The sequence below is a fragment of the Cellulomonas sp. GTC20042 genome (genome assembly GCF_055389595.1).
Window position 1 is genome coordinate 2,082,815 of the sequence record NZ_AP043678.1, and the last position, 19,215, is coordinate 2,102,029.

Consider the following 19,215-nt stretch of genomic DNA (forward strand, 5'->3'; position numbering starts at 1 on the left):
GGGCGGCAGAGTACGCCTCCTGGCGGCCGTTGGACAGGGCCGGGTTGCGGCAGGACCGCGGCGATGCGGAGATCTCGTGCACGCCTGGCCGATCCCGGTACCTGCGCGGCGCGGGTGTGATCGGCTGGCTGGCATGCCCGTCGATCTGCGCCATGTCCGATGCCTCGGCGGTCTGCCCGCCACGCTGCCCGACGGCACCCGGGCAACCACGGTGCCCGATCGGGTGCTGCGGACCTCGGCGTTCGCGCTGCGCGCCCCCGACGCCACGGCGGTCCTGGCGCCGGTGCGCACCGTGGTCGACCTGCGCAACCCCGGCGAGGGGGAGGTCTGCCCGCTGCCGGAGCGCGCGGTGCGGCACCTCCGACCGGTCGAGGACCCGACGGACGCGGAGTTCCGGGCCGCGTGGGGGCGGCGGCTCGGCAGCCCGGCGTACTACCCGGAGATCCTGCGGCGCTGGCCCGATCTGCTGGTGGCGGCGGTGCGGACGATCGCGGAGGCGCCCGCGGGCCCGGTGCTGGTGCACTGCGCGGCGGGCCGGGACCGCACCGGGCAGGTGACCGCGCTGCTGCTCACGCTGGCCGGGGTCGCGCCCGAGGTGGTGGCCGACGCCGACGAGGTGGCACGCCGGGACGCCGACGAGCAGCTGCGGGACGCCCCGCGCGGAGCCGAGCGCGCGCTGGACCCGCACGCCCTCGACGCCTACCTCGCGAGCAGCCGGGCCGAGCTGCTGGCGTTCCTCACCGATCCCGGGCTGATCGACGCGCTGCGGGTCGCCGGGCTGACCCGGGCCGACGTGACGGGTGTGCGGCGGCGGCTGCTGGTGGCCTGACTCAGGCCGGTGCGGCGTCGGCCCGCCGGACCAGGGCGACCAGCCGGGGCAGGTGCACGACTCCGGTGGCGAGCTGGGTGAGCAGCACCGCGGTCGACCAGACCAGGCTGAACGCGAGTGCGTCGGCGGCCGGCAGCAGCCCCCACGTGTCGGCGAGCAGGGCGACCGCGATGCCCTGCGGTCCGCCGTACCCGCCGAGGGAGATCGGCAGGGTGCCGCTGACCAGGAACAGCGGGCCGAAGGTGAGCACCTGCGCCAGCGTCGGGGTCGCGCCCCAGCCGTGCAGCAGCACCGTGACGCAGACCAGCGCGACCACCTGGTGCACCAGCCGCAGGCCGATCTGCGCCAGCAGGTCGCGGGTGCGGGCGGTGCGCAACGCGTGCAGCAGACCCGGGCCCTGCTCGGCCCCGCCCGGTCGGGATCGACGGACCCACAGCGCGCCGCCGACCAGCAGCACCCAGAGCGCCAGCAGCACCGCGGTCAGCACCGGGTCGAGGTCCACCGGTCCGAGCAGCGCGGTCAGCGAGGCGATCCCGAGCACCACGACCAGCTCGGCGGCGCTGACCAGCTCGGACGCGCCGATCACCCGGGCCAGCGGCAGCCCGCGCCGCCGCCAGAAGTACGCCGGCGGGACGGTCTTGGTCAGCAGGGGGACCGTGGTGAACAGCAGCTGCTTGCCGAGCACCAGCGCCTGCACGTCGCGCCACGGCACGGTCGGGTCCAGGTGCGCCCGCCACACCCGGCCGAAGGCCAGGACGTCGACGGTGCCGAAGGACGCCGCGAACACCAGCACGCACGCCGCCGTGAGCGGCAGGTCGGCGCCGCGCAGGCTGCGTCCGACCTCGGACCAGTCGACCCCGCGCACCGACCAGGCGATGATCGCGGCGGCGAGCGTCGCGGTGACCAGGGTGCGGAGCAGCACCCGCCGGGCCGACGGCGACCCCTGCTCGCGCGTCATCGCGCGCTCCCTCCGATCCGTGAAACCGACCACCTGGTCGTCATCGTGACCGTAGCAGCAGGTGACGGCGTCGCGCGGATGCTTGCACCTTCCCCTGGGGCAGGCCCTAGCGTCGCCGGCATGACGACGACAGGGGAGGTCGCGCGAGCGGCCGGCATCAGCGACAAGGCAGTCAGGCTGTACGCGGCGCGCGGGCTGCTGGACGTGCGGCAGGACGCGACCGGGGACCGGCGGGAGTTCGGGCCGGAGGCGGGGCGCCAGGCGCGGACGATCGCGCTGCTGCGCGGCCTGGACCTCTCGCTGGAGCAGATCGGCGCGGTGCTGGCCGCCGAGGACCGTGCGGAGGCGTTCGACACGGTGTGGGACGAGCGGCGTGGCCGGCTGGGTGCGATCCCCGCCGCCGCGGTCTACGCGCGCTCCGTGCTGGCGGGCTCGCCGCGGATCGACCAGGAGGTGCGGGTGCGCGAGGTCCCGGAGCGGATGACCCTCGACCTGCCGCTGCGGGCCACCCTGCCCGAGATGGCGGCGGTCATCACCGCGGGGACGGCCCGGGTGTTCGACCTGCTCGGCGCCGCGGGCGTGGACCTGGCGGGCAGCCCCTTCGTGGAGCACCACGAGCGCGCCACCGAGGGCTGGCCGGCACGGCTGACCCTGCGCGTGCCGATCGCGGCACCGGTGCGTCCGGCGGTCGGCACGGCGGTGACGATCGACCCGGCGCGCACCGAGGCGTGGGTGGCGCTCGACCAGGACGCCGCCGCGGACCAGGGCCGGGTCGTGGCGGTGCACGACCATCTCGCCTCCGGCGCGTTCTCCACCGACCTCGTCCCCGCCGGCGACGACCGCGAGGTGTACCTGCCGTCCTGGGGCACCGGGGAGCCCGGACCGGTGATGGAGATCGCCGTGCCGGTGGCTCCGGCCCGCTGACCGAGCGCCCGGGACGCCGAGACTGCACGACATGCCGTGCGTCCGGGCCGTGGCGTCAGGTGGGTCGTGCAGTCTCGGCGGGGAGCGCGGTCAGGTGCGCGTGCTCACTCGTACCGGAGCGAGGGGATCGGGTCCTGCCGGGCAGCGCGCAGCGCGGGCAAGGTCCGGCCAGGAACGCCACCGTCTTCACGCCCATCACGACGACCGCGTGCCCGGCGCGATCTGCACCAGCGACATCGGGAACCGGGCTGGTCGGGCGCGGGCCCGCGCGGAGCGCGCGGGTGCGGGCGGGACCGAAGGTCCTGGTCGCGCGTCTGCGGCGGGCCTAGGTTGCCGAGCACCGGGGGCGATCGGACGTGCCCCGCGACGCAGGAGGCGGCGTGGCCGAGCAGACGATCCCGACCGAGCAGACGATCCCCGCCGACGAGCTGACCGGCGTGCCCGGTCTGGAGGACTGGTCCGTGCTCGTGGACGCCGCGTACGCGCGCTACCGCACGACCTCGCTGACCCAGGCGCTCACGCTGGCCGCCGCCGCAGGGGAGCGGGCGGTCGCCGCCGACGTGCCCCTGCGGCTCGACCTGCGCCCGGACGGCGTGACCTGCGCGATCCCGGTGACCGGCCTGGCCGAGTTCCTGCCGCGCGACCGCGTGCTCGCCCGGGAGATCGGGGAGATCGCGCGCAGCCTCGGCACCGAGCCGGACCCGCACGGGCCGCAGCAGATCGAGATCGCGGTCGACGCCCTGGACGGGCCTGCGGTGCAGGCGTTCTGGCGGGCTCTGCTCGGGCACGAGCCGCTGGACCTCGGCTGGGGCGACCGTGAGCGCTTCGAGGGCGGCCCGGCCGCCGACCCGCTGCGCGACCCGCACCGGCGCCTGCCGGCGGTGTGGTTCCAGCAGACGACGGAGGTCCGCCCGCAGCGCAACCGGCTGCATGTCGACGTGCACCTGCCGCTGGCGGTGGCGGCCGAGCGGGTCGCCACGGCGGTGGCCGCAGGAGGGCGGGTGCTGCACGACGAGGACGCCCCGATGTTCTGGGTGCTCGCCGATCCGGAGGGCAACGAGGCGTGCGTCTGCGGTGCGCCGGGGGCGCTGCCGGCGGCCTGACCGGACCTCAGCCGGGCAGCCCGACGAGCCGCCGCACCGCGGTCAGGCCGTCGGGCGTGCCCGGCCAGTGCCGGTCCAGGGCGTCGCCGCCCGCGCGCCGCGCCACCGAGCGCAGCACCAGCGCCACCACCACGGCGTCGTCGGCCCACCCGATCACCGGCAGCACGTCCGGCACCAGGTCGATCGGCGAGAGCAGGTACGCCAGCAGCAGCCACAGCCGCACCCGGACTCCGCGGGGCAGCAGCGGATCGGCGGCGAGCCGGCGCACCAGGCGCACCACGTCGGGCAGCAGCCGCAGCACCCCGCGCAGGTCGCGCTCCTGCGGGCGGGCGGTGAGCCAGAGGACGACCACCAGGGCCGCCCAGAGCAGCAGCACGCCGCCGAGCACGCCGACGACGGTCCAGGTCCAGCCCGGCACGGCGGTCAGACCCCGCCGACCGGCGGGCGGCGCATCGCCCACACGGGCGGCCCGTCCGGCGCGACCTGCACCTCACCGGTCACCACGAAGCCGAGGGCGGCGTAGAACAGCAGGTTCTCCTCCACGGAGGTCTCCAGCACGGCGGGCACCTCGAGCCGGTCGGCCTCGTCCAGCGCCGGGCGCAGCACCGCGTGCCCGGCTCCGGTGCGCCGGTGGTCCGGGTGCACGCCCACCGTGGCCAGCGTGAACGCCGGTCCGGCGGTGCGCAGCGGGAGGCAGGCGGCCTCGGCGGCCAGGGAGGCGGCCCAGCGGTCGCCGGCCAGCGCCTCCTCCTGCCACTCCAGACCGGCCCACACCTCGCCGGGCACGACCCGGTCCGGGCGCAGCCACACCGCGACCGCTTCGATCCCCTCGTCCCCGACGGCCACGTGCACGTCGCCGTAGGGTAGGCCGATCTCGGCGAGGGTGATCCGGAACAGCCCGGTCAGCCGGTCGAGGTGGTCGTCGGCGGCCACCGTCCACGTCGTCCAGGCGTAGCCGTCGAAGGCGAGGGCGAGGACGTCGGCGGCCTGCGCCACCTCCGCGGGGTCGAGGGCGCGCACGGTCCGGGTCACGCCGTCGATGCTGGCACGGACGCACGCCAGCGGACGAGACGCCGGGGTCGCACGCGGCGCAGATGACCGCCCGACGGCGGCCACCCGGGACCTCGGGCCGAGGCCGCGTACGGCGCTGACGTGCCACGATGCCCGGATGGAGCCCTCGATCACCCCCGCGCTGCGCGCCGCGGCCCGGCGCGCGCTGGACGTCGTCCCCACCAACGTCGGCTTCGTGCGGGCGGTGATCGACAGCCCCGGCCTCACCGGCACCCCGCTGGGCGAGCCCGCCGAGCTGTGGGCCGACCGGACGGACGATCCGCGGGCGTTCCACGCCGTGCACCCCTACGGGATGTCGCAGGTGTGGGGTCCTGCGGTGGACGAGGCCTTCGACGTGGTGGTCGAGCGGCTGCGGGCGCGGGCGGCGACCGGCCGGCACGAGTGGGTGCAGGTGGAGCCGCGCTGGCACGGCCTGGACTGGGACGGCGCGCTGGGCGCGGTGCCGATCGACGCAGCGGCCGACCACCCGGGCGCAGCCGCGGTGCGGCACGTGCGGATCACCTTCCGCTTCGACGAGGACGCGTTCCGGGCGGGGATCGCCGCACGCCCGGTGCCGGACGACGGCTGGACCGTGCGGGACGCGACCGAGGCCGACTTCGCGATCCCCGGATCGGTGGTGCCGGCGGGGTTCTGGCCGGACGCGGCGACCTGGCTGGCGCACGGCGGGGGAGCCGTGGTCGAGCGGGACGGCGAGGTCGGCGCGCTCGCGCTGGCGTCGTACCGCTGGGACGGCTTCGTCGAGATCGGCATCGAGACCAGCGCGGCGCACCGCCGACAGGGGCTCGCGAGCCGGGCGGCGGCCGCGCTGATCGATCGGGTGCTCGCCGCGGGGCTCACGCCGGTGTGGTCGTGCCGCGAGGACAACACCGGGTCCGTCCGGCTGGCCGAGCGCCTGGGCTTCGTCGCCGAGGGGCGCTGGCTGTACCTGCACGTCGTCGGCGCCCCGGCCTGAGCCCGGGCCGCGCGGGGCGCGCTACTCAGGAGCGCCGGTGCGTGCCTGCTCCCACAGCCGCCGCAGCAGGTTCTCGTCCACGCGCCCGGGCAGCACCGGCGCCGCGTCCGGGTCCTCGGCGCCGTGCACCTCGCCGTGCAGCTGCTCCATCCGCCGGTCGAGCTGCGCCGCCACCTCGGCCGCCTCGGCCAGGCTCGCCGCCAGGTGCTCGGGCACCTCGCCGTCGTACTTGTAGTGGATCTTGTGCTCCAGGCTGGCCCAGAAGTCCATCGCGATCGTGCGGATCTGCACCTCGACCTTGACCGGTACCGGGCCGGTCGACAGGAACACCGGGATCTCCACGATCGCGTGCAGGCTCTTGTACCCGTTGCCCTTGGGCTCGGCGATGTAGTCCTTCACCCGGATCACCCGCACGTCGTCCTGCGCGGTCAGCGTGTCGAGGATCCGGTAGGTGTCGGCGATGAACGAGCAGGTGATCCGGACGCCCGCGATGTCCGACAGGCCCTCGCGGATCGCCTCCGGCGTCAGGGCGATCCCGCGGCGCAGCACCTTGTCCACGATGCTCGCCGGGGACTTGACCCGGGAGCCGACGTGCTCGATCGGGTTGTACCGGTGCAGGTGCAGGAACTCCGTGCGCAGGATCTGCACCTTGGTGAGGATCTCGTCCACCGCGAACTGGTGCTCCATCTGCAGCCGGGCGAAGCCCTCCTGCATCCGGCGCGCGAAACCGATCATCTCCGGGTCGGGCGCCCCGTCGGGGGTGAGCAGCGGCAGCGGGGGCTGGTCGGGCACGGCGCGGGCTCCTGGCGTCGGGATCAGGTGGCGGGTCCATCATGGTCGATCTTTGCTAGTACAGTCGTGCTCGCAAAAGATCCGACCGAGGAGGTCCACGATGGTGCTGGCCGCGATCGTCGCGTGCGAGATCGGGTTCTGGGTGGCGATCCTCGCCGGCCTGTCCGCCCGCTACCTGGCCCGCCGGCCCCGGCTCGGCGCCGCGCTGCTGGTGGCGGCGCCGCTGATCGACGTGCTGCTGCTGGTGCTGGTGGCGATCGACCTGGTCGGTGGTGGCACGGCGTCGTGGCACCACGGGCTCGCGGCGCTCTACATCGGCATCTCGGTCGCGTACGGGCACCGGATGATCGCCTGGGCCGACGCGCAGTTCGCGCACCGGGTCGACGGCGCGCCCCGCCGGCTCCGGCTGCACGGCGCCGCGTACACGGTCGCGTGCTGGAAGGACGTCGGGCGTACGCTGCTCGCGGTGCTGCTGGCGGCGGCGATCCTCGGCGGGCTGGTGCTCGTGGTGGACGCCCCCGAGCGCACCGCGGCGCTGACCGAGTTCTCCGGCGTGCTCACGCTGGTGCTGACGATCGACCTGCTGTGGGCGGTGTCGTACTCGATCTGGCCCCGGAAGGCCCCCGCGGCTGAGGCACGATGAGCCCGTGCCCCGACTGATCGACCACGACGCCCGCGACCAGGAGATCGCCGCCGCCGCGCTGCGGGTGCTCGGTCGCGACGGGCTGACCAGCCTGTCCGTGCGCAAGGTCGCCGAGGAGGCCGGGCTCGCCACCGCCTCGCTGCGGCGCGCCTTCCCGACGCAGGACGCGCTGCGACGGTTCTGCCTCCAGGCGGTCGCCGAGCGGGCGGCACGGCGGATCCGGGCGCTGGACGGTGAGGGGATCGCGCGGGTGGAGGCGATGCTGGCCGAGCTGCTGCCGCTGGACGAGGAGCGGCGGGTCGAGCTCGGCGCGCAGGTGCAGCTCGGGGCGCTCGCCCTGACCGACGACGCCCTGCACACGGAGGTGGTGACGCTGAACCTGGCCGTGCGCGGCGCGTGCACCGCCGGGATCGCCGAGCTCGACCGCACCGGCGCCCTGCACGCCTCGCGCGACGCGGAGGCCGAGGCGGAGTCCCTGCACGCATTGCTCGACGGCACGGCGCTGCACCTGCTCTGGCACCCGGAGTCCCTGCCGGGGGACGCGGCGCGGGTGCTGCTGCGCCGGCACCTGCGGTCGCTGGCCGGGCCGATCAGCGACGGCCGGGGCGCCTGAGCGCGGCGACCAGGTCAGCCAGCGAGTCGATCCGCAGGTCGGCGGCCTGCGCGCCGGGGGACGCGTGGTGCAGGTAGCCCCACGGCCCGCGCCGCAGCAGTGCCGTGCGCATGCCCGCCGCCCGCGCCGGGAGCACGTCGTTGTCCAGCCGGTCGCCGACGTAGAGGATGCGTCCGGCGGGCACCCGGGCGTGCTCGACCACCCGGTCGAAGAACTCGGCGGAGGGCTTCGCCGCGCCCCATGCTGCCGAGGAGGCCACGAAGTCCGCGCGCAGCCCGGCCGCCAGCAGCTCGCGCTCGACCCCGGCGGGCTGGTTGCCGGCGATCCCCACCCGGAGCCCGGCGTCCCGGCAGGCCACCAGGCAGCTCACCGCGTCGGGGTAGAGGTCGACGCCCTCCACCGGCAGGCGCTCGGGGCGTGGCACGCCGAGCACGTCCCACACGGTGCCGACCGGCTCGCCGCGCTCGATCAGGGCACCGAGCACGCCGACCAGCGCGAAGGGGGTCACCCCGGCATGCTCGGCGGCGTCGGCCCAGGCCCGGGACTCGTCCACCAGCGTCTCGCCGACGTCGAACACCACCGCGTCGACGTCGGGCAGCGGCTGGCCGGTCATGGGGCCAGTCTGCCCCGGCGGCCCGGGCCCGGCACCGGGTGGCACCGGGCGGCTGGGTGCGCAGCGATCGGCCCGCATCACGACGCGAGCGCCGCCCGTCCCGTCAAGCGAGCGCCGCCCAGCTCGTCAGGCGAGCGTCGCCCACCTCAGGACAGGAGTGCCACCCCCACCAGCAGCAGGGTCGCCGCCGGGACCATGAGGTGCGGCAGGACGGTCAGCACCCGCCTCGGTCCACCGGGCGCGCGGGTGCCCGGAACCGGCGAGGTGACGAGATCGGGCTCCTCCCGGAGCGCCGACCGCAGCGCCACCCCGGTCGCCCCGAGCAGCAGGACGGCCCCGAGCAGCAGCACCGGGACGGGAGGCAGCGTCAGCAGGGCCCCGCGGAAGAGCGCCCCGGGGAGCGTCACCATCACGAACGTCGCGAAGACGACCCCGAAGGCGACCGCCGCCGAGCGCAGCAGCAGGCGCATCACCACGGTGGGTGCCAGCGCCAGCGTGAGCAGCGCGCCCGTGAGCAGCAGCGCCGACGCCAGGCCGCCGCCGGTCACGGAGAACTCGGTGCCCGCGGCGAGCGCGAACGCCCCACCGATCGTCAGGGACATGCCCGCCACCTGGACCGCGACGGGGAGCACGGTCGCCACCGCTGCCGAGCGGCTGCTGGGCGTACCGGGGGCGAGGCCGAGCGACCGGGCGTAGCGCGCGGGGTCCCCGAATGCCTCCTCGGCGGTCTCGCCGCTGTCCACGACGTGCGCCTCGACCTCGGCGAGCACCGCGCCGATCCTGGGGCCGGGCACGTCGAGCATCCGCAGCTCCAGCAGCAGGCCCTCCGCCCAGGCCGGGTCCACGTGCGGCGCCAGCGCCTGCTCGATCGACAGGTCCTTGCTCATCGGTCCTCCTCGTCGTGACCGCCGTCCGCGCCGACGATCGCCGCCCGCACCCGGTCGGAGAACGCCAGCCAGCCGGTCGCCCGCCGGTCACGCTCCGCCCGTCCGGCCGCCGTGAGCCGGTAGTACTTCCGCCCGGGGCCGCTGTCGCCCGGACGCCACTCGACCTCGACCAGCCCGGCCTGCTCGCACCGGGTGAGCAGCGGGTAGAGCGTGCCGCCCTTCACGGTGCCCAGACCCATCGCCTCGAGATCCTGCGCGATGGCGTACCCATAGGTCGGGCCGCGCCCGATCACGTGCAGCACGCAGACCTCGAGCACGCCGCGCAGCCACTCCGCGGGCCAGGTCGTCTCCTCCATGGCTCGACAGTACGGCTATCTAGATCGGCTGTCTATCTAGCGCCAGCTCCGGGTCGATCGACGGGGCCGATCGAGGGATCCGCCCCGCGAGCGGACCGCCGGTCGGTAGCGTCACCGGCATGCCTGCCAGCCGCCGCCCCGCGCGCCACGCGACCCCGGTGCGCCGCGCGACCCCGGTGCTCGGGGCGATCCTGCTGACCGGCTGCCTCGCGCTGACCGGCTGCGCCGTGCTCTCCGACGGCCCCGCCGGCCCGACGCTGCCACCACGACCCGCCGACGAGACGTGGACGCCCCCGCAGATCCCCGGCGTGACCCCGCCGCCGACGGAGGACGTCACCTTCACGCCCTGCCCGCGCGAGGCGCCGGCGCCGGGACGGTCCGACCTGGTCGCGCTGCCGACGCTCCCGGAGGAGAGCGGCCCAAACGACCCGTCATACGGCGGCATCCCCTTCGACGGGCCGCTGCTGGTCGAGGACGCCGGCGACCTGCACCTCCCGGACGGACGGCTCGCCGTCGGCAACGGCGGGGAGGCGCTGATCGGCGGCGGGTCGGAGGTGGTGTCGGTCGCGGACGGGCCGGTGACGGCCGCGATCTCGGTGGCGGTGCTGGACAGCGCCTACTCCGGGCGGCGGGTCGCGTTCCTGGCGGCACAGCTGCCGGGAGGGCCGGCGGTGCGCTGGGAGGAGCACGGGGGGATGGTCACCGACGGCGGCGACGCCGCGCTGATCGCCGCGGGCGCGCTCCTCGCCCCGACCGACCTGGACGCGGCCACGATGCAGATGAGCCCGGCGATCTTCGACGACGACGGCGTGTGCGCGCAGCGACAGGGCGGCGACGCGACGGACGCGGTGGTGACGACGATCGGCGGCGGCGACGGCTGGTACCCGGTGCTGGTCGGGCACGCGGCGGACGGCACCGTGGTCGGCGTGGTGGTCTGGGGGCTGATCACCCCGTGGGAGTGGAGCGGGCTGCCCGGCGATCCGCCGCCGGATCGCTGAATCAGGTCGCCCGCGCCCACCCGCCCGGCCTACCGTCGTGGCCATGACCGATCCGCAGACCCTCGGCCCCCGCCTGCACGACAGCGCCCTGACCAGCGGGTTCAGCGGCGTGGTGCACGTCGCGCGCGGGGGCGAGGTGCTGCACGCGCAGGGCTACGGCCTCGCCGACCGCGCCCACGGCGTGCCGTGCACGCCCGAGCACCGCTTCGGCCTGGCCAGCATCTCCAAGGGTTTCACCGCCCTCGCCGTGGCGAGCCTGGTGGAGGAGGGGCGGCTGCGCTGGACGACCCCGGTGCGCGACGTGCTCGGCACGGACCTGCCGCTGGTGGACGACCGCGTGACGATCGAGCACCTCATCGGCCACACCTCGGGGATCGGCGACTACCTGGACGAGTCCGCGACGGGCGACATCACCGACCACGTGCTCACCCTGCCGCCGCACGTGCTGGACGACAGCGAGGCGTTCCTGCCGGTGCTGGACGGGCACCCGCAGGTGACCGAGCCCGGCGCCGTCTTCGCCTACAACAACGGCGGCTTCGTGCTGCTGGCGCTGGTGGCGCAGCGCGTGGCCGGTCGACCGTTCGCGGAGCTGGTGGCCGAGCGGGTGTTCGCCCCGGCCGGCATGACCGCCACCGGCTTCCCGCGCGGCGACGAGCCGGCCGCCGACCTCGCCACCGGCTACCTCGACGCCACCGGTCCCCGCACCAACGTGCTGCACCTGCCGGTGCGGGGTTCCGGCGACGGGGGAGCGGCGGCGACCGCGGGCGACCTGGCCGCGTTCTGGCGGGCGCTGCTCGGGCACCGCATCGTGTCCGCCGCGACCCTGGCCACGATGGTCGAGCCGCGGCACGTGGTCGAGGACGAGGGCATGCGCTACGGCCGGGGCTTCTGGCTCGGGCTCGACGACGCGACGATCGTGCTGGAGGGCTACGACGCCGGTGTCTCCGGGCGCAGCTGGGTCGACCCGGCGACCGACGTCACGGTCTCGGTGCTCTCGAACAGCTCGGACGGCGCCTGGCCGGTGCTCCGCGCGCTCCGCGACGCCTGACGCCGCGGCGCAGCAGGCGATCCGCGACCCGCGACCCTCGATCGCCCCCGCCCGCCCCGCCCGCGCTGGCACGATCGGTGCCATGCCGTTGACCAACCCCTGGCTCGTCGGGCCCGCCCCCACGGCGACGCTGCCGCGCGAGCAGCTCGAGGACCGGATCCTGCACCTGCTCTCCGCGCAGAGCACCGCCGTGATCGCCACCGTGAGCGCCGACGGGTCCCCGGTCGCCACGCCGGTGCGCTACACCAGCCTCGGCTTCGAGATCGTCTACACGTCGTGGAACGCCTCGCTGAAGTCGCGCAACCTGCGCCGTGACCCGCGGGTGTCCGTCGGGATCGTCGCCCCGCTGGTCGGCCTGGCGAGCAGCCGGGGCGCGCAGGTCTTCGGCACCGCGCGCACGCTGGAGCGCGACGACCCGGCGGCGGAGGCGTACTGGGAGGCGTTCCGCTGGCAGTCGGACCACGTCGAGCGGAGTCGGTCGCTGGACGATCCGCCGACCGACCCGATCACGGTGATCACCCCGGACCGGATCCTCTACACCGAGCACTGGCTGCGCCGATCGGGCTACGCGCCGCGTCAGACGTGGCGACCCCTGGACGCCGTTCACTCTGCCTGACAGAGCAAGTGCCATGGACGACGACGTGGTGCTGCGGGTGCAGGAGCGCGAGCGGGCGGCACGGCACGCCCGGTCGGTGCCGTTGATCGCCGTGACCGTCGCGCTGGCGGTGCTCACCGGGCTCCACCAGGGCTACGGGCCGCGCGTCTGGCCGGTCGAGGTCGTGGCGCCGACCGTGACCTTCGTGATCGTCTGGCTGGTGATGGCCGTGCAGCGGCAGGTCTCCGGTGCGGGCTGGGGGAGGGACGGTTACGACGGGCGTCGGCAGCGCACCTGGGCGCGGATCACCCCGGCGGGCCGGCAGTCGCTGCTCGCGGAGGTGGAGCTGCTGCGATCGATCGCCGCGCTGGCTGCGGTGACGGGTGAGGACGGCCGCCCCGACGCGGACGCCTGATCTCGGAGCGCCGGCACCCCGCCGGACGGAACGGGTCGAGAGGACGACATCGGCCACGCTCACCGGCCCGGGGCGACCTCCCGCCACAGCAGAGCGCGCCCGGCGAGGACCCAGACGACGGCGAGCAGCACCGTCGCCCCGGCCGCGATCCCCGCCACCGTCTCGGCCCCGGTGCCGACCGCCCGGGCGGCCACCCCGGTGAGCAGCGTGGCGCCGACGACGGTGCCGACGTCCTCGCCGAGCGACAGCACCGCACCGCCGTGCGCGCGGGTGGTGCCCTCCTCCTCGAGGAACCCCTCGAAAGTCAGCACCATGACCTTGGGGTAGACCGTGCCCATGGCGGCGCCGATCAGCACCGAGGCGCCGCCGAGCACGAGCACCGCGATCGTCCCCGAGGCGCCGGGCCGGTCCGGGCCGGTCAGCGCCCACGCCGCCACCGCGCCGGCGGCCGTCGGGAACGCGACCGCCGCGAGCCGGTACCCGTCCCGGGCGGAGAGCCGCGCCGTGATCCCGGAGCCGGAGAGCAGCGCCCAGGTGAGCGGCCCGATCGACACCAGCACCGTGCCGACCACGCCGGCGGGGTCGACGTAGCGGGCTGCCAGCAACGGGACCAGGGCGACCACGCCGAAGTAGCTGGCGCAGACCAGCAGCAGCACCCAGCCGCCGGACCGTGCCCGCGGGGCGTTCGGGACGGTGCGGCGCAGGGCGCGACGGAACGGCCCGGCGAGCAGCGCACCGGCGGCCAGCACCGCGCCGAGCACTCCCACCGCCGATCCCGCGACCACGCCGACCTGCACGAGCACCAGCCCGGCCGCCACGGCCAGGAACGCCCCGGCACCACGCACCCGCGCCGGGGAGGCGTCGCGCTGCCACGGGACGATCCGCAGGTTCCGTGCCACCAGCGCCCGGCCGACGAGCAGCAGCACCGCGGGCCACGCCAGCGACACCCGCCAGCCCACGGTCGCGAGCAGCACCCCGTTGACCGCGGGCCCCGCCAGCGAGGGCACCACCCACATCAGCGCGTAGAGGCCGAGCGCGCGCTCCCGTTCCCTCGGGTCCGGGTAGAGCCCGCTGATCACGGCCATCCCGGCCCCCGCCATCAGGCCCGCACCGGCCCCGCGCAGCGCCATGCCGGCGACCACGAACGCCATCGCCGGCGCCAGCGCCGTCGCCGCGGCACCGGCCAGCCACACCGCCGTCGCGATCCCGAGCTGCACCCGCGGCCCGACCCGCCCGTACAGCGCCGCGCCCACCGCCATGAACGCCACGCTCACCACGCCGGTCGCCGTCAGCGCGGGCGCGTACAGGGCCATCCCGTCCAGGTCGACCGCAGCCACCGGCAGCACCGCCGCGTAGCTCAGCCCGTCGACGCCCGCGGCGAACTCGGTGAGCAGGTAGGCACCGAGCAGCGCACCGCGCGGACCACGGAGCACCGACCGCAGCGGGACGCGCATGCGATCGGTCATGCCCCGCACGCTAGCGAGCGGTCGGGGCCGGTGCGCGAGGTCCGGCGGTCAGGGCCCGTCGACGAGCTGCTGCGTCCCCAGCACGGCGAGCAGCCGCAGCCGGCTCTCCGCCTCCGAGCGCGGGGGAGCGGTCAGCACCAGCAGCGCCTGCTGCTCGTCCTCGGTGAACAGCGCCTGGCAGTCCACCTCGATCGGCCCGATCTCCGGGTGGATCAGCGTCTTGTGGTCCTCGAAGCGGCGACCCACCTGGTGCTCCGCCCACAGCGCGACGAACTCCTCGCTGCGCGTGGACAGCTCGCGCACCAGGTCGCCCGCCGGCGAGCGCGAGCCCATCGATCCGTGCGCGGCGCGCAGCGAGGCGACCTGCGCGCGGGACTGCCGGTCGCGGTCCTCCTCGGGGTAGCGCCACCGCTCGGTGGTCGGGTGCACGAACCAGCGGTAGATCGCGCTGCGCTCCCAGCCGACCAGGTCGTTGACGTCGCCGAACAGCGCGCGGGCGGGGTCGTTCTGCACCAGCGTGCGGCCCAGCGAGTCGAGGATCAGCGCCGGGGTGTCGGTCAGCCGGTCCAGCACGCGCAGCAGCGCCGGGGCGACGTAGTCCGTGGTGGTCGTGCGGTCCGGGGCGCTGTGCCCGGCCACCCGGAACAGGTAGTCGCGCTCCTCGGGGGACAGCCGCAGCGCCCGAGCCAGCGAGCCGAGCATCTGCGTGCTCGGCTGCGGCCCGCGCCGCTGCTCCAGGCGGGTGTAGTAGTCGGTGGACATCACCGCGAGCTGGGCCACCTCCTCGCGGCGCAGCCCCGGCGCACGCCGACGGGCCCCCGGGCTCAGCCCCACGTCGGCAGGGCGCAGCGCCTCCCGGTGCCGGAGCAGGAAGTCGGCCAACGCATCACGATCCACCCGAGCAGTATCGGTCGAGGTCGCGGGCGCAACCAGGGATCGGCGATCCCCCGACAACCGCTCTCTGGTCCGCCCCGCGGCGTCGGCGCACGCTCGATCCATGCGAATCTCCGGACACACCGTCTTCATCCCCGGCGCGACCAGCGGCATCGGCCTGGCCCTCGCGCTCGCCCTCCATGCCCAGGGCAACGTCGTGATCATCGGCGGGCGTCGCACCGCCCTGCTCGACGAGATCACCGCCGCGCACCCCGGCCTGCACGCCTACCGCATCGACACCGCCGACCCCGCGAGCATCGCCGAGGTGAGCGCGCGGGTGATCGCCGATCACCCCGGGGTCGACGTGCTGATCCCGATGGCCGGCATCATGCAGGCCGAGGACTGGACCCGCCCCGAGGGCTTCCTCGCCTCCGCCGAGCAGGTCGTCACCACCAACCTGCTCGGGCCGATCCGGCTGATCGCCGCCTTCGTCGAGCACCTGCGCACCCGCCCCGAGGCCGCGATCGTCACCGTCTCGTCCGGGCTGGCGCACGTGCCGCTCGCCGCGACGCCGACCTACAACGCCACCAAGGCCGCGATCCACCTGCTCAGCGAGTCGATCCGGCTCCAGCTGTCCGACGCCGGGGTGCAGGTGCTGGAGATCGTGCCGCCGTCGGTGGCCACCGACCTGATGCCCGGGCACCGCGACGACCCGGTCGCCATGCCGCTGGACGACTTCGTCACCGAGACCGTCAAGCGCATGGCGCAGCCGGACGCCACCGAGATCCTGGTCGACCGGGTGCGTTTCCTCCGCGACGCCGAGATCCGCGGCGACTACCCGCAGGTGGTGGCCACGCTCAACGCGAGCGAGCGGCACTGAGCGCGGTCGCCGAACCGGCCCCCGGCGCGGGTCGGCCGTGCCACACTCGGCGCGACCGACCCGCGCGGAGGGGGAGCGATGGCCGAGACCGATCTCACCGGCGCACCGCGTCCCGCCCGACCTGCGCGTCCTGACGAGGGGCGGATCCCGCCACGGGTGGCCCGGTGGATCGAGACCGTCGGGATCGTCGCCGGGGTGGTGCTGATCCTCCGGCTGGTCTCGATCTGGTGGGACGTCTACTTCGTGCTGCTCGGCGAGCTGCCCGACCCGACGCCGGCCGACGAGCGCCGCCACGTGATCACCGTCGCGCTGTGCCTCGGCGTGCTCGCGGTGACCACCGTGGTCGCGTTCCTCGCCGATCACGTGCGGATGGTCGTCACCGGGGTCGTGCTGGTCGGCGTCGCGCTGGTCGCCGCGGTGGTGTTCGCGGTGCCGCAGGGGCGGTGGACCCCGCAGGAGCCCGCCGTCGAGGAGCCCGCCGCGGACTACCACCCCTGCTACACCGGGTCGGGGGACTGCCTCGGCGGGTGATCGCTCGTCACTCCGCGTAGGTCGGTCGGCCCGCGGGACGGTACCTGGCGATCAGCGTGCCGCCGGAGGTCGTCTGCGACTGCACCAGGTCCAGCGCGAGGTCCGGGCCGTCGGCGGGGAACAGGCGGGTGCCCTGACCGATCACCACCGGGTAGACCAGCAGCTCGACCTCGTCCACCAGGTCGTGCGCGAGCAGCCAGCGCACCAGCGTCCCGCTGCCCGGCACCAGCAGCACCCCGTCGTCGCCGTCGTCCTTCAGCGCCCGGATCGCGGCGGCGACGTCGCCGGTGAGCACGGTGGTGGGGGACCAGCGCCCCGCGGTCACGGTGCTCGACACCAGGTACTTCGGCCGGCTGTTCAGCGGGGCGGCGATCGGGTCCCGGTCGGCGTCCGGCACGGTCGGCCAGTAGCCGGCGAACAGGTCGTAGGTCCACCGGCCGAACAGGAACGCCCGCGCCCCGCCGTACGCAGCCACGATCCGGGCGCCGACCTCCGGATCGCCCAGCGGCAGCGACCAGCCGCCCCGGGCGAAGCCGCCGCGGGTGTCCTCCGTGGCGCCGCCGAGGCCCTGCATGACGCCGTCCAGGCTGACCTGCGTGGTGGTGACCAGTCGCACGAGGTCAGCGAAGCACGTCCGGGGCCGCGGCGCGCGGGCGATCGTCTCCGCGCCGGGCCCGGCGATCGGCGGACAGGGCGACCGCGACCAGCGCCACCTGCTGCGCCAGCCACCCCCCGCCGACCATCGACACCGGCAGCACCACGGGCACCAGCCGTGCACCCACGAGCATCGCGGCCCCGCCGACGCCGACCAGCAGCCACCACACCCCGACGCGACGGCCTGCCGGGAACAGCGCGCCGACGACCACCCCGAGCCCGATCAGCCACACCAGCGCCCCGGCGCCGCCGCCGATCACGAGGGTGCTCACCAGCGGGCCGAGGTCGATCACCCCGGACGGCGCCGGCTCGTCGGCGGCGTCCAGCGCACGGCCGACGAGCAGCATCACCGCGAGGGCCGGCCCCGAGACGAGCACCGGGGCGAGCGCGACCAGTGCGGTGCGCACGGGGGTGGCCCGCGGCTCCGGACGGTGTGCTGCCTCGGGCTGCGACATGCCAGGCACGGTAGCCGGGGGAGCGGGCCGCGGGTGGGGGCTTCGACGACCGGATCGCCGACGGCCTGCGACGCCGCCGGTCCGTGTGCCACCCTGGCGGCATGCGTGGAACCCGACTGGCGCTCACGGTCCTCGCCGTGGTGATCGGCGTGGCCTCGGCCGTCCTGGGCAACTGGTGGACCGTCACCGCGATGGTGCTCGTCCTGGTGAGCCAGGTGCTCGCGGCCCGCCGGGCGGCTGTTGCCACCGGGTCGGGGGAGCCGCCGCGACGGTGAGGCGGCTCCGTGCTGCTCGGTCCGCTCAGCCGCGGTCGGCGCGGTCGTGCAGCGTGATCAGGTAGCCGTCCGGGTCGGCGAAGGTGAACGTCCGCCCGAAGGGCCCGTCGATCGGCTCCTGCACGATCGTGCGGCCGTCGGCGACCAGCGCGTCGTGGATCTCCTGCACGCCGGTCGCGTGCAGCCAGATCGCGGTGCCGATCCCGGGCTGGGGGACCGTCGAGAGATCGGTGCCGGGCAGCACGTCGCGCAGGGCGAAGGCGATCGGCGTCGTGGTGAAGACGACGGCGTGCGGCGGGCCCGCGGGGGAGCGGACGAGGCCGAGGTAGTGCTCGTAGAACGCCTGCGAGGCGTCGAGGTCGCTCACCTGGAGCGAGAGGAAGTCGGGTCCGGTGACGGGCATGTCGTGCTCCTTCGATCGTGTCAGTATTACTGACATACTCGACGCTATGTCAGGATGTTGACATGAGTCAAGACGGAGCCGGGGTGGACCTCGAGACGTCGGTGGGGTACCTGCTCAAGGAGGCGTCCAGCGCGCTGCGCGCCGCCATGGAGGACGCGCTGCGACCGCTCGGCCTGACGGTGACGCACTACTCGTGCCTCGAGCTGCTGGCGCAGCGACCCGGCCTGTCGGCGTCCGACCTGGCACGCGGCACCTTCGTCACCCGCCAGTCCATGAACGTCGTCCTGCAGACCCTGGAGCGCGCCGGCCACGTCACGCGCTCCGCCGACGAGGCCGTCGGCAAGGTGCTGCCGGCGCGGCTGACCCCGCACGGGCGCGAGACGCTGGCGCAGGCCACCGTCGCGGTGCGGTCCGTCGAGGTCGCGATGCTCGGCGGGCTCAGCGGTGACGAGCAGACGGAGGCGTTCCGGCTGCTGCGGAGCATGGTGGCAGCGCTGCGGGACGGTGGCGGGACGGCCTGAGGGCCCCGCTCAGTGGCTCCTGCGGCAGATCCAGCGTGAGCCGATAATGGATGTTATGTCATCCGTTAGTCTGCGTATCGCCCTGACCTGCAATTCTGCTCCCGAGCCTGGGCACGGGATGCTGGCCAGACGAGCTCGTCAGACGTCCCGGCGGCGGACCACGGCGCACGTCAGCAGCAGCGTGGCGCCGGTCCAGGCGATCACGGCGATGAGCGCGGTGGTGAACGTGAGCTCGCCCGACGGGTGCCCGGGCAGCTCCGGCGGGGTGGACACGGGGCGCGCCGGCCAAGGCGGGTATTCGGTGGGGTGGTTGGTTCCCCACGTCCGGGACTGGGCGACCGCGGTCCAGCAGGACCGCGG

27 protein-coding genes are annotated in these 19,215 nt (G+C 75.3%); 14 read left to right on the forward strand and 13 right to left on the reverse strand.

Going from position 1 to position 19,215, the window contains the following annotated elements:
- Positions 1-133: 133 nt before the first annotated feature.
- Positions 134-829 carry a tyrosine-protein phosphatase gene (locus tag ACZ5HG_RS09615; RefSeq protein ID WP_464175567.1) on the forward strand — a complete coding sequence of 232 codons (696 nt, stop codon included), beginning with the start codon at positions 134-136 and terminating at the stop codon, positions 827-829.
- 1 nt (position 830) lies between these two features.
- Here ACZ5HG_RS09615 and ACZ5HG_RS09620 read toward each other — a convergent pair whose 3' ends face one another.
- Complete coding sequence (locus ACZ5HG_RS09620; protein WP_464175569.1) at positions 831-1,787, reverse strand: lysylphosphatidylglycerol synthase domain-containing protein; 957 nt, start codon at positions 1,785-1,787, stop codon at positions 831-833.
- Positions 1,788-1,907: 120 nt separating this feature from the next.
- Here ACZ5HG_RS09620 and ACZ5HG_RS09625 point away from each other — a divergent pair, with 120 nt between their 5' ends.
- A complete protein-coding gene (locus tag ACZ5HG_RS09625) occupies positions 1,908-2,711 on the forward strand; it encodes a MerR family transcriptional regulator (RefSeq protein ID WP_464175571.1) in 804 nt (267 codons plus the stop codon).
- A gap of 380 nt (positions 2,712-3,091) precedes the next feature.
- Complete coding sequence (locus tag ACZ5HG_RS09630; protein ID WP_464175573.1) at positions 3,092-3,814, forward strand: VOC family protein; 723 nt, start codon at positions 3,092-3,094, stop codon at positions 3,812-3,814.
- A 7-nt stretch (positions 3,815-3,821) separates the two neighbouring features.
- On the opposite strand, the gene ACZ5HG_RS09635 is transcribed toward ACZ5HG_RS09630, so the two are convergent.
- Entirely contained in the window at positions 3,822-4,232 is a 411-nt protein-coding gene (locus ACZ5HG_RS09635; protein WP_464175575.1) for a YkvA family protein, read from the reverse strand.
- 5 nt (positions 4,233-4,237) lie between these two features.
- Positions 4,238-4,846, reverse strand: a complete 609-nt coding sequence (locus ACZ5HG_RS09640) for a GNAT family N-acetyltransferase (protein ID WP_464175577.1) — start codon at positions 4,844-4,846, stop codon at positions 4,238-4,240.
- Between the two features lie 136 nt (positions 4,847-4,982).
- Between ACZ5HG_RS09640 and ACZ5HG_RS09645 the strand changes: the two genes are divergently transcribed.
- Entirely contained in the window at positions 4,983-5,837 is an 855-nt protein-coding gene (locus ACZ5HG_RS09645; RefSeq protein WP_464175579.1) for a GNAT family N-acetyltransferase, read from the forward strand.
- A gap of 21 nt (positions 5,838-5,858) precedes the next feature.
- Here ACZ5HG_RS09645 and ACZ5HG_RS09650 read toward each other — a convergent pair whose 3' ends face one another.
- Positions 5,859-6,572, reverse strand: coding sequence for a GTP pyrophosphokinase (locus tag ACZ5HG_RS09650; protein ID WP_464182137.1), 714 nt, complete (start codon positions 6,570-6,572; stop codon positions 5,859-5,861).
- 157 nt (positions 6,573-6,729) lie between these two features.
- On the opposite strand from ACZ5HG_RS09650, the gene ACZ5HG_RS09655 reads away from it, so the two are divergent.
- Together ACZ5HG_RS09655 and ACZ5HG_RS09660 are read left to right on the forward strand one after the other, a co-directional pair.
- Entirely contained in the window at positions 6,730-7,272 is a 543-nt protein-coding gene (locus ACZ5HG_RS09655; protein ID WP_464175581.1) for a hypothetical protein, read from the forward strand.
- A gap of 4 nt (positions 7,273-7,276) precedes the next feature.
- Positions 7,277-7,885, forward strand: coding sequence for a TetR/AcrR family transcriptional regulator (locus ACZ5HG_RS09660; protein ID WP_464175584.1), 609 nt, complete (start codon positions 7,277-7,279; stop codon positions 7,883-7,885).
- Here ACZ5HG_RS09660 and ACZ5HG_RS09665 read toward each other — a convergent pair.
- The 3 genes from ACZ5HG_RS09665 to ACZ5HG_RS09675 form a co-directional block, all read right to left on the reverse strand.
- Positions 7,863-8,498 carry an HAD family hydrolase gene (locus ACZ5HG_RS09665; protein ID WP_464175586.1) on the reverse strand — a complete coding sequence of 212 codons (636 nt, stop codon included), beginning with the start codon at positions 8,496-8,498 and terminating at the stop codon, positions 7,863-7,865. The two genes, ACZ5HG_RS09660 and ACZ5HG_RS09665, sit on opposite strands and share 23 nt — an antisense overlap.
- Before the next feature lie 146 nt (positions 8,499-8,644).
- A complete protein-coding gene (locus tag ACZ5HG_RS09670) occupies positions 8,645-9,385 on the reverse strand; it encodes a hypothetical protein (protein WP_464175588.1) in 741 nt (246 codons plus the stop codon).
- Entirely contained in the window at positions 9,382-9,741 is a 360-nt protein-coding gene (locus ACZ5HG_RS09675) for a PadR family transcriptional regulator (protein WP_464175590.1), read from the reverse strand. The genes ACZ5HG_RS09670 and ACZ5HG_RS09675 overlap by 4 nt, the downstream gene beginning before the upstream one ends.
- 119 nt (positions 9,742-9,860) lie before the next feature.
- Here ACZ5HG_RS09675 and ACZ5HG_RS09680 point away from each other — a divergent pair, with 119 nt between their 5' ends.
- The 4 genes from ACZ5HG_RS09680 to ACZ5HG_RS09695 all read left to right on the forward strand — a co-directional run bounded on the left by ACZ5HG_RS09680 (position 9,861) and on the right by ACZ5HG_RS09695 (position 12,797).
- Positions 9,861-10,739 (forward strand): hypothetical protein, encoded by an 879-nt coding sequence (locus ACZ5HG_RS09680; RefSeq protein ID WP_464175592.1) that lies wholly within the window; start codon positions 9,861-9,863, stop codon positions 10,737-10,739.
- A gap of 43 nt (positions 10,740-10,782) precedes the next feature.
- The gene (locus ACZ5HG_RS09685; protein WP_464175594.1) at positions 10,783-11,787 is read left to right on the forward strand and encodes a serine hydrolase domain-containing protein; all 1,005 of its coding nucleotides are present in this window, start codon (positions 10,783-10,785) and stop codon (positions 11,785-11,787) included.
- A gap of 82 nt (positions 11,788-11,869) precedes the next feature.
- Entirely contained in the window at positions 11,870-12,403 is a 534-nt protein-coding gene (locus ACZ5HG_RS09690; protein ID WP_464175596.1) for a pyridoxamine 5'-phosphate oxidase family protein, read from the forward strand.
- A gap of 13 nt (positions 12,404-12,416) precedes the next feature.
- Complete coding sequence (locus ACZ5HG_RS09695; RefSeq protein ID WP_464175598.1) at positions 12,417-12,797, forward strand: hypothetical protein; 381 nt, start codon at positions 12,417-12,419, stop codon at positions 12,795-12,797.
- Between the two features lie 59 nt (positions 12,798-12,856).
- Here ACZ5HG_RS09695 and ACZ5HG_RS09700 read toward each other — a convergent pair whose 3' ends face one another.
- A complete protein-coding gene (locus ACZ5HG_RS09700) occupies positions 12,857-14,263 on the reverse strand; it encodes an MFS transporter (protein ID WP_464175600.1) in 1,407 nt (468 codons plus the stop codon).
- Between the two features lie 48 nt (positions 14,264-14,311).
- Positions 14,312-15,160, reverse strand: coding sequence for a helix-turn-helix transcriptional regulator (locus ACZ5HG_RS09705; RefSeq protein WP_464175602.1), 849 nt, complete (start codon positions 15,158-15,160; stop codon positions 14,312-14,314).
- Between the two features lie 100 nt (positions 15,161-15,260).
- On the opposite strand from ACZ5HG_RS09705, the gene ACZ5HG_RS09710 reads away from it, so the two are divergent.
- Positions 15,261-16,016 (forward strand): SDR family oxidoreductase, encoded by a 756-nt coding sequence (locus ACZ5HG_RS09710; RefSeq protein WP_464175604.1) that lies wholly within the window; start codon positions 15,261-15,263, stop codon positions 16,014-16,016.
- Positions 16,017-16,094: 78 nt separating this feature from the next.
- Entirely contained in the window at positions 16,095-16,547 is a 453-nt protein-coding gene (locus ACZ5HG_RS09715; RefSeq protein ID WP_464175607.1) for a hypothetical protein, read from the forward strand.
- Positions 16,548-16,554: 7 nt separating this feature from the next.
- Here ACZ5HG_RS09715 and ACZ5HG_RS09720 read toward each other — a convergent pair whose 3' ends face one another.
- On the reverse strand, positions 16,555-17,163 hold the full coding sequence (locus ACZ5HG_RS09720; protein WP_464175609.1) for a dihydrofolate reductase family protein: 609 nt from the start codon (positions 17,161-17,163) through the stop codon (positions 16,555-16,557).
- Positions 17,164-17,167: 4 nt separating this feature from the next.
- Positions 17,168-17,656 (reverse strand): hypothetical protein, encoded by a 489-nt coding sequence (locus ACZ5HG_RS09725; RefSeq protein ID WP_464175611.1) that lies wholly within the window; start codon positions 17,654-17,656, stop codon positions 17,168-17,170.
- Positions 17,657-17,757: 101 nt separating this feature from the next.
- Here ACZ5HG_RS09725 and ACZ5HG_RS09730 point away from each other — a divergent pair, with 101 nt between their 5' ends.
- Entirely contained in the window at positions 17,758-17,931 is a 174-nt protein-coding gene (locus ACZ5HG_RS09730; protein WP_464175613.1) for a hypothetical protein, read from the forward strand.
- A gap of 25 nt (positions 17,932-17,956) precedes the next feature.
- On the opposite strand, the gene ACZ5HG_RS09735 is transcribed toward ACZ5HG_RS09730, so the two are convergent.
- On the reverse strand, positions 17,957-18,334 hold the full coding sequence (locus ACZ5HG_RS09735; protein ID WP_464175615.1) for a VOC family protein: 378 nt from the start codon (positions 18,332-18,334) through the stop codon (positions 17,957-17,959).
- Between the two features lie 62 nt (positions 18,335-18,396).
- Here ACZ5HG_RS09735 and ACZ5HG_RS09740 point away from each other — a divergent pair, with 62 nt between their 5' ends.
- Positions 18,397-18,855 (forward strand): MarR family winged helix-turn-helix transcriptional regulator, encoded by a 459-nt coding sequence (locus ACZ5HG_RS09740; RefSeq protein ID WP_464175617.1) that lies wholly within the window; start codon positions 18,397-18,399, stop codon positions 18,853-18,855.
- 138 nt (positions 18,856-18,993) lie between these two features.
- Here ACZ5HG_RS09740 and ACZ5HG_RS09745 read toward each other — a convergent pair whose 3' ends face one another.
- Entirely contained in the window at positions 18,994-19,128 is a 135-nt protein-coding gene (locus tag ACZ5HG_RS09745) for a hypothetical protein (protein WP_464175619.1), read from the reverse strand.
- Positions 19,129-19,215 lie beyond the last annotated feature (87 nt).

Bases quoted from the DNA above. Each gene is read 5' to 3' on its own strand.
- ACZ5HG_RS09675 (WP_464175590.1), bottom strand. From the start codon at position 9,741: ATGGAGGAGACGACCTGGCCCGCGGAGTGGCTGCGCGGCGTGCTCGAG.
- ACZ5HG_RS09740 (WP_464175617.1), top strand. From the start codon at position 18,397: ATGAGTCAAGACGGAGCCGGGGTGGACCTCGAGACGTCGGTGGGGTAC.
- ACZ5HG_RS09650 (WP_464182137.1), bottom strand. From the start codon at position 6,572: ATGATCGGTTTCGCGCGCCGGATGCAGGAGGGCTTCGCCCGGCTGCAG.
- ACZ5HG_RS09620 (WP_464175569.1), bottom strand. From the start codon at position 1,787: ATGACGCGCGAGCAGGGGTCGCCGTCGGCCCGGCGGGTGCTGCTCCGC.
- ACZ5HG_RS09665 (WP_464175586.1), bottom strand. From the start codon at position 8,498: ATGACCGGCCAGCCGCTGCCCGACGTCGACGCGGTGGTGTTCGACGTC.
- ACZ5HG_RS09730 (WP_464175613.1), top strand. From the start codon at position 17,758: ATGCGTGGAACCCGACTGGCGCTCACGGTCCTCGCCGTGGTGATCGGC.
- ACZ5HG_RS09680 (WP_464175592.1), top strand. From the start codon at position 9,861: ATGCCTGCCAGCCGCCGCCCCGCGCGCCACGCGACCCCGGTGCGCCGC.
- ACZ5HG_RS09715 (WP_464175607.1), top strand. From the start codon at position 16,095: ATGGCCGAGACCGATCTCACCGGCGCACCGCGTCCCGCCCGACCTGCG.
- ACZ5HG_RS09670 (WP_464175588.1), bottom strand. From the start codon at position 9,385: ATGAGCAAGGACCTGTCGATCGAGCAGGCGCTGGCGCCGCACGTGGAC.
- ACZ5HG_RS09690 (WP_464175596.1), top strand. From the start codon at position 11,870: ATGCCGTTGACCAACCCCTGGCTCGTCGGGCCCGCCCCCACGGCGACG.
- ACZ5HG_RS09625 (WP_464175571.1), top strand. From the start codon at position 1,908: ATGACGACGACAGGGGAGGTCGCGCGAGCGGCCGGCATCAGCGACAAG.
- ACZ5HG_RS09725 (WP_464175611.1), bottom strand. From the start codon at position 17,656: ATGTCGCAGCCCGAGGCAGCACACCGTCCGGAGCCGCGGGCCACCCCC.
- ACZ5HG_RS09735 (WP_464175615.1), bottom strand. From the start codon at position 18,334: ATGCCCGTCACCGGACCCGACTTCCTCTCGCTCCAGGTGAGCGACCTC.
- ACZ5HG_RS09700 (WP_464175600.1), bottom strand. From the start codon at position 14,263: ATGACCGATCGCATGCGCGTCCCGCTGCGGTCGGTGCTCCGTGGTCCG.
- ACZ5HG_RS09685 (WP_464175594.1), top strand. From the start codon at position 10,783: ATGACCGATCCGCAGACCCTCGGCCCCCGCCTGCACGACAGCGCCCTG.
- ACZ5HG_RS09655 (WP_464175581.1), top strand. From the start codon at position 6,730: ATGGTGCTGGCCGCGATCGTCGCGTGCGAGATCGGGTTCTGGGTGGCG.
- ACZ5HG_RS09710 (WP_464175604.1), top strand. From the start codon at position 15,261: ATGCGAATCTCCGGACACACCGTCTTCATCCCCGGCGCGACCAGCGGC.
- ACZ5HG_RS09695 (WP_464175598.1), top strand. From the start codon at position 12,417: ATGGACGACGACGTGGTGCTGCGGGTGCAGGAGCGCGAGCGGGCGGCA.
- ACZ5HG_RS09615 (WP_464175567.1), top strand. From the start codon at position 134: ATGCCCGTCGATCTGCGCCATGTCCGATGCCTCGGCGGTCTGCCCGCC.
- ACZ5HG_RS09645 (WP_464175579.1), top strand. From the start codon at position 4,983: ATGGAGCCCTCGATCACCCCCGCGCTGCGCGCCGCGGCCCGGCGCGCG.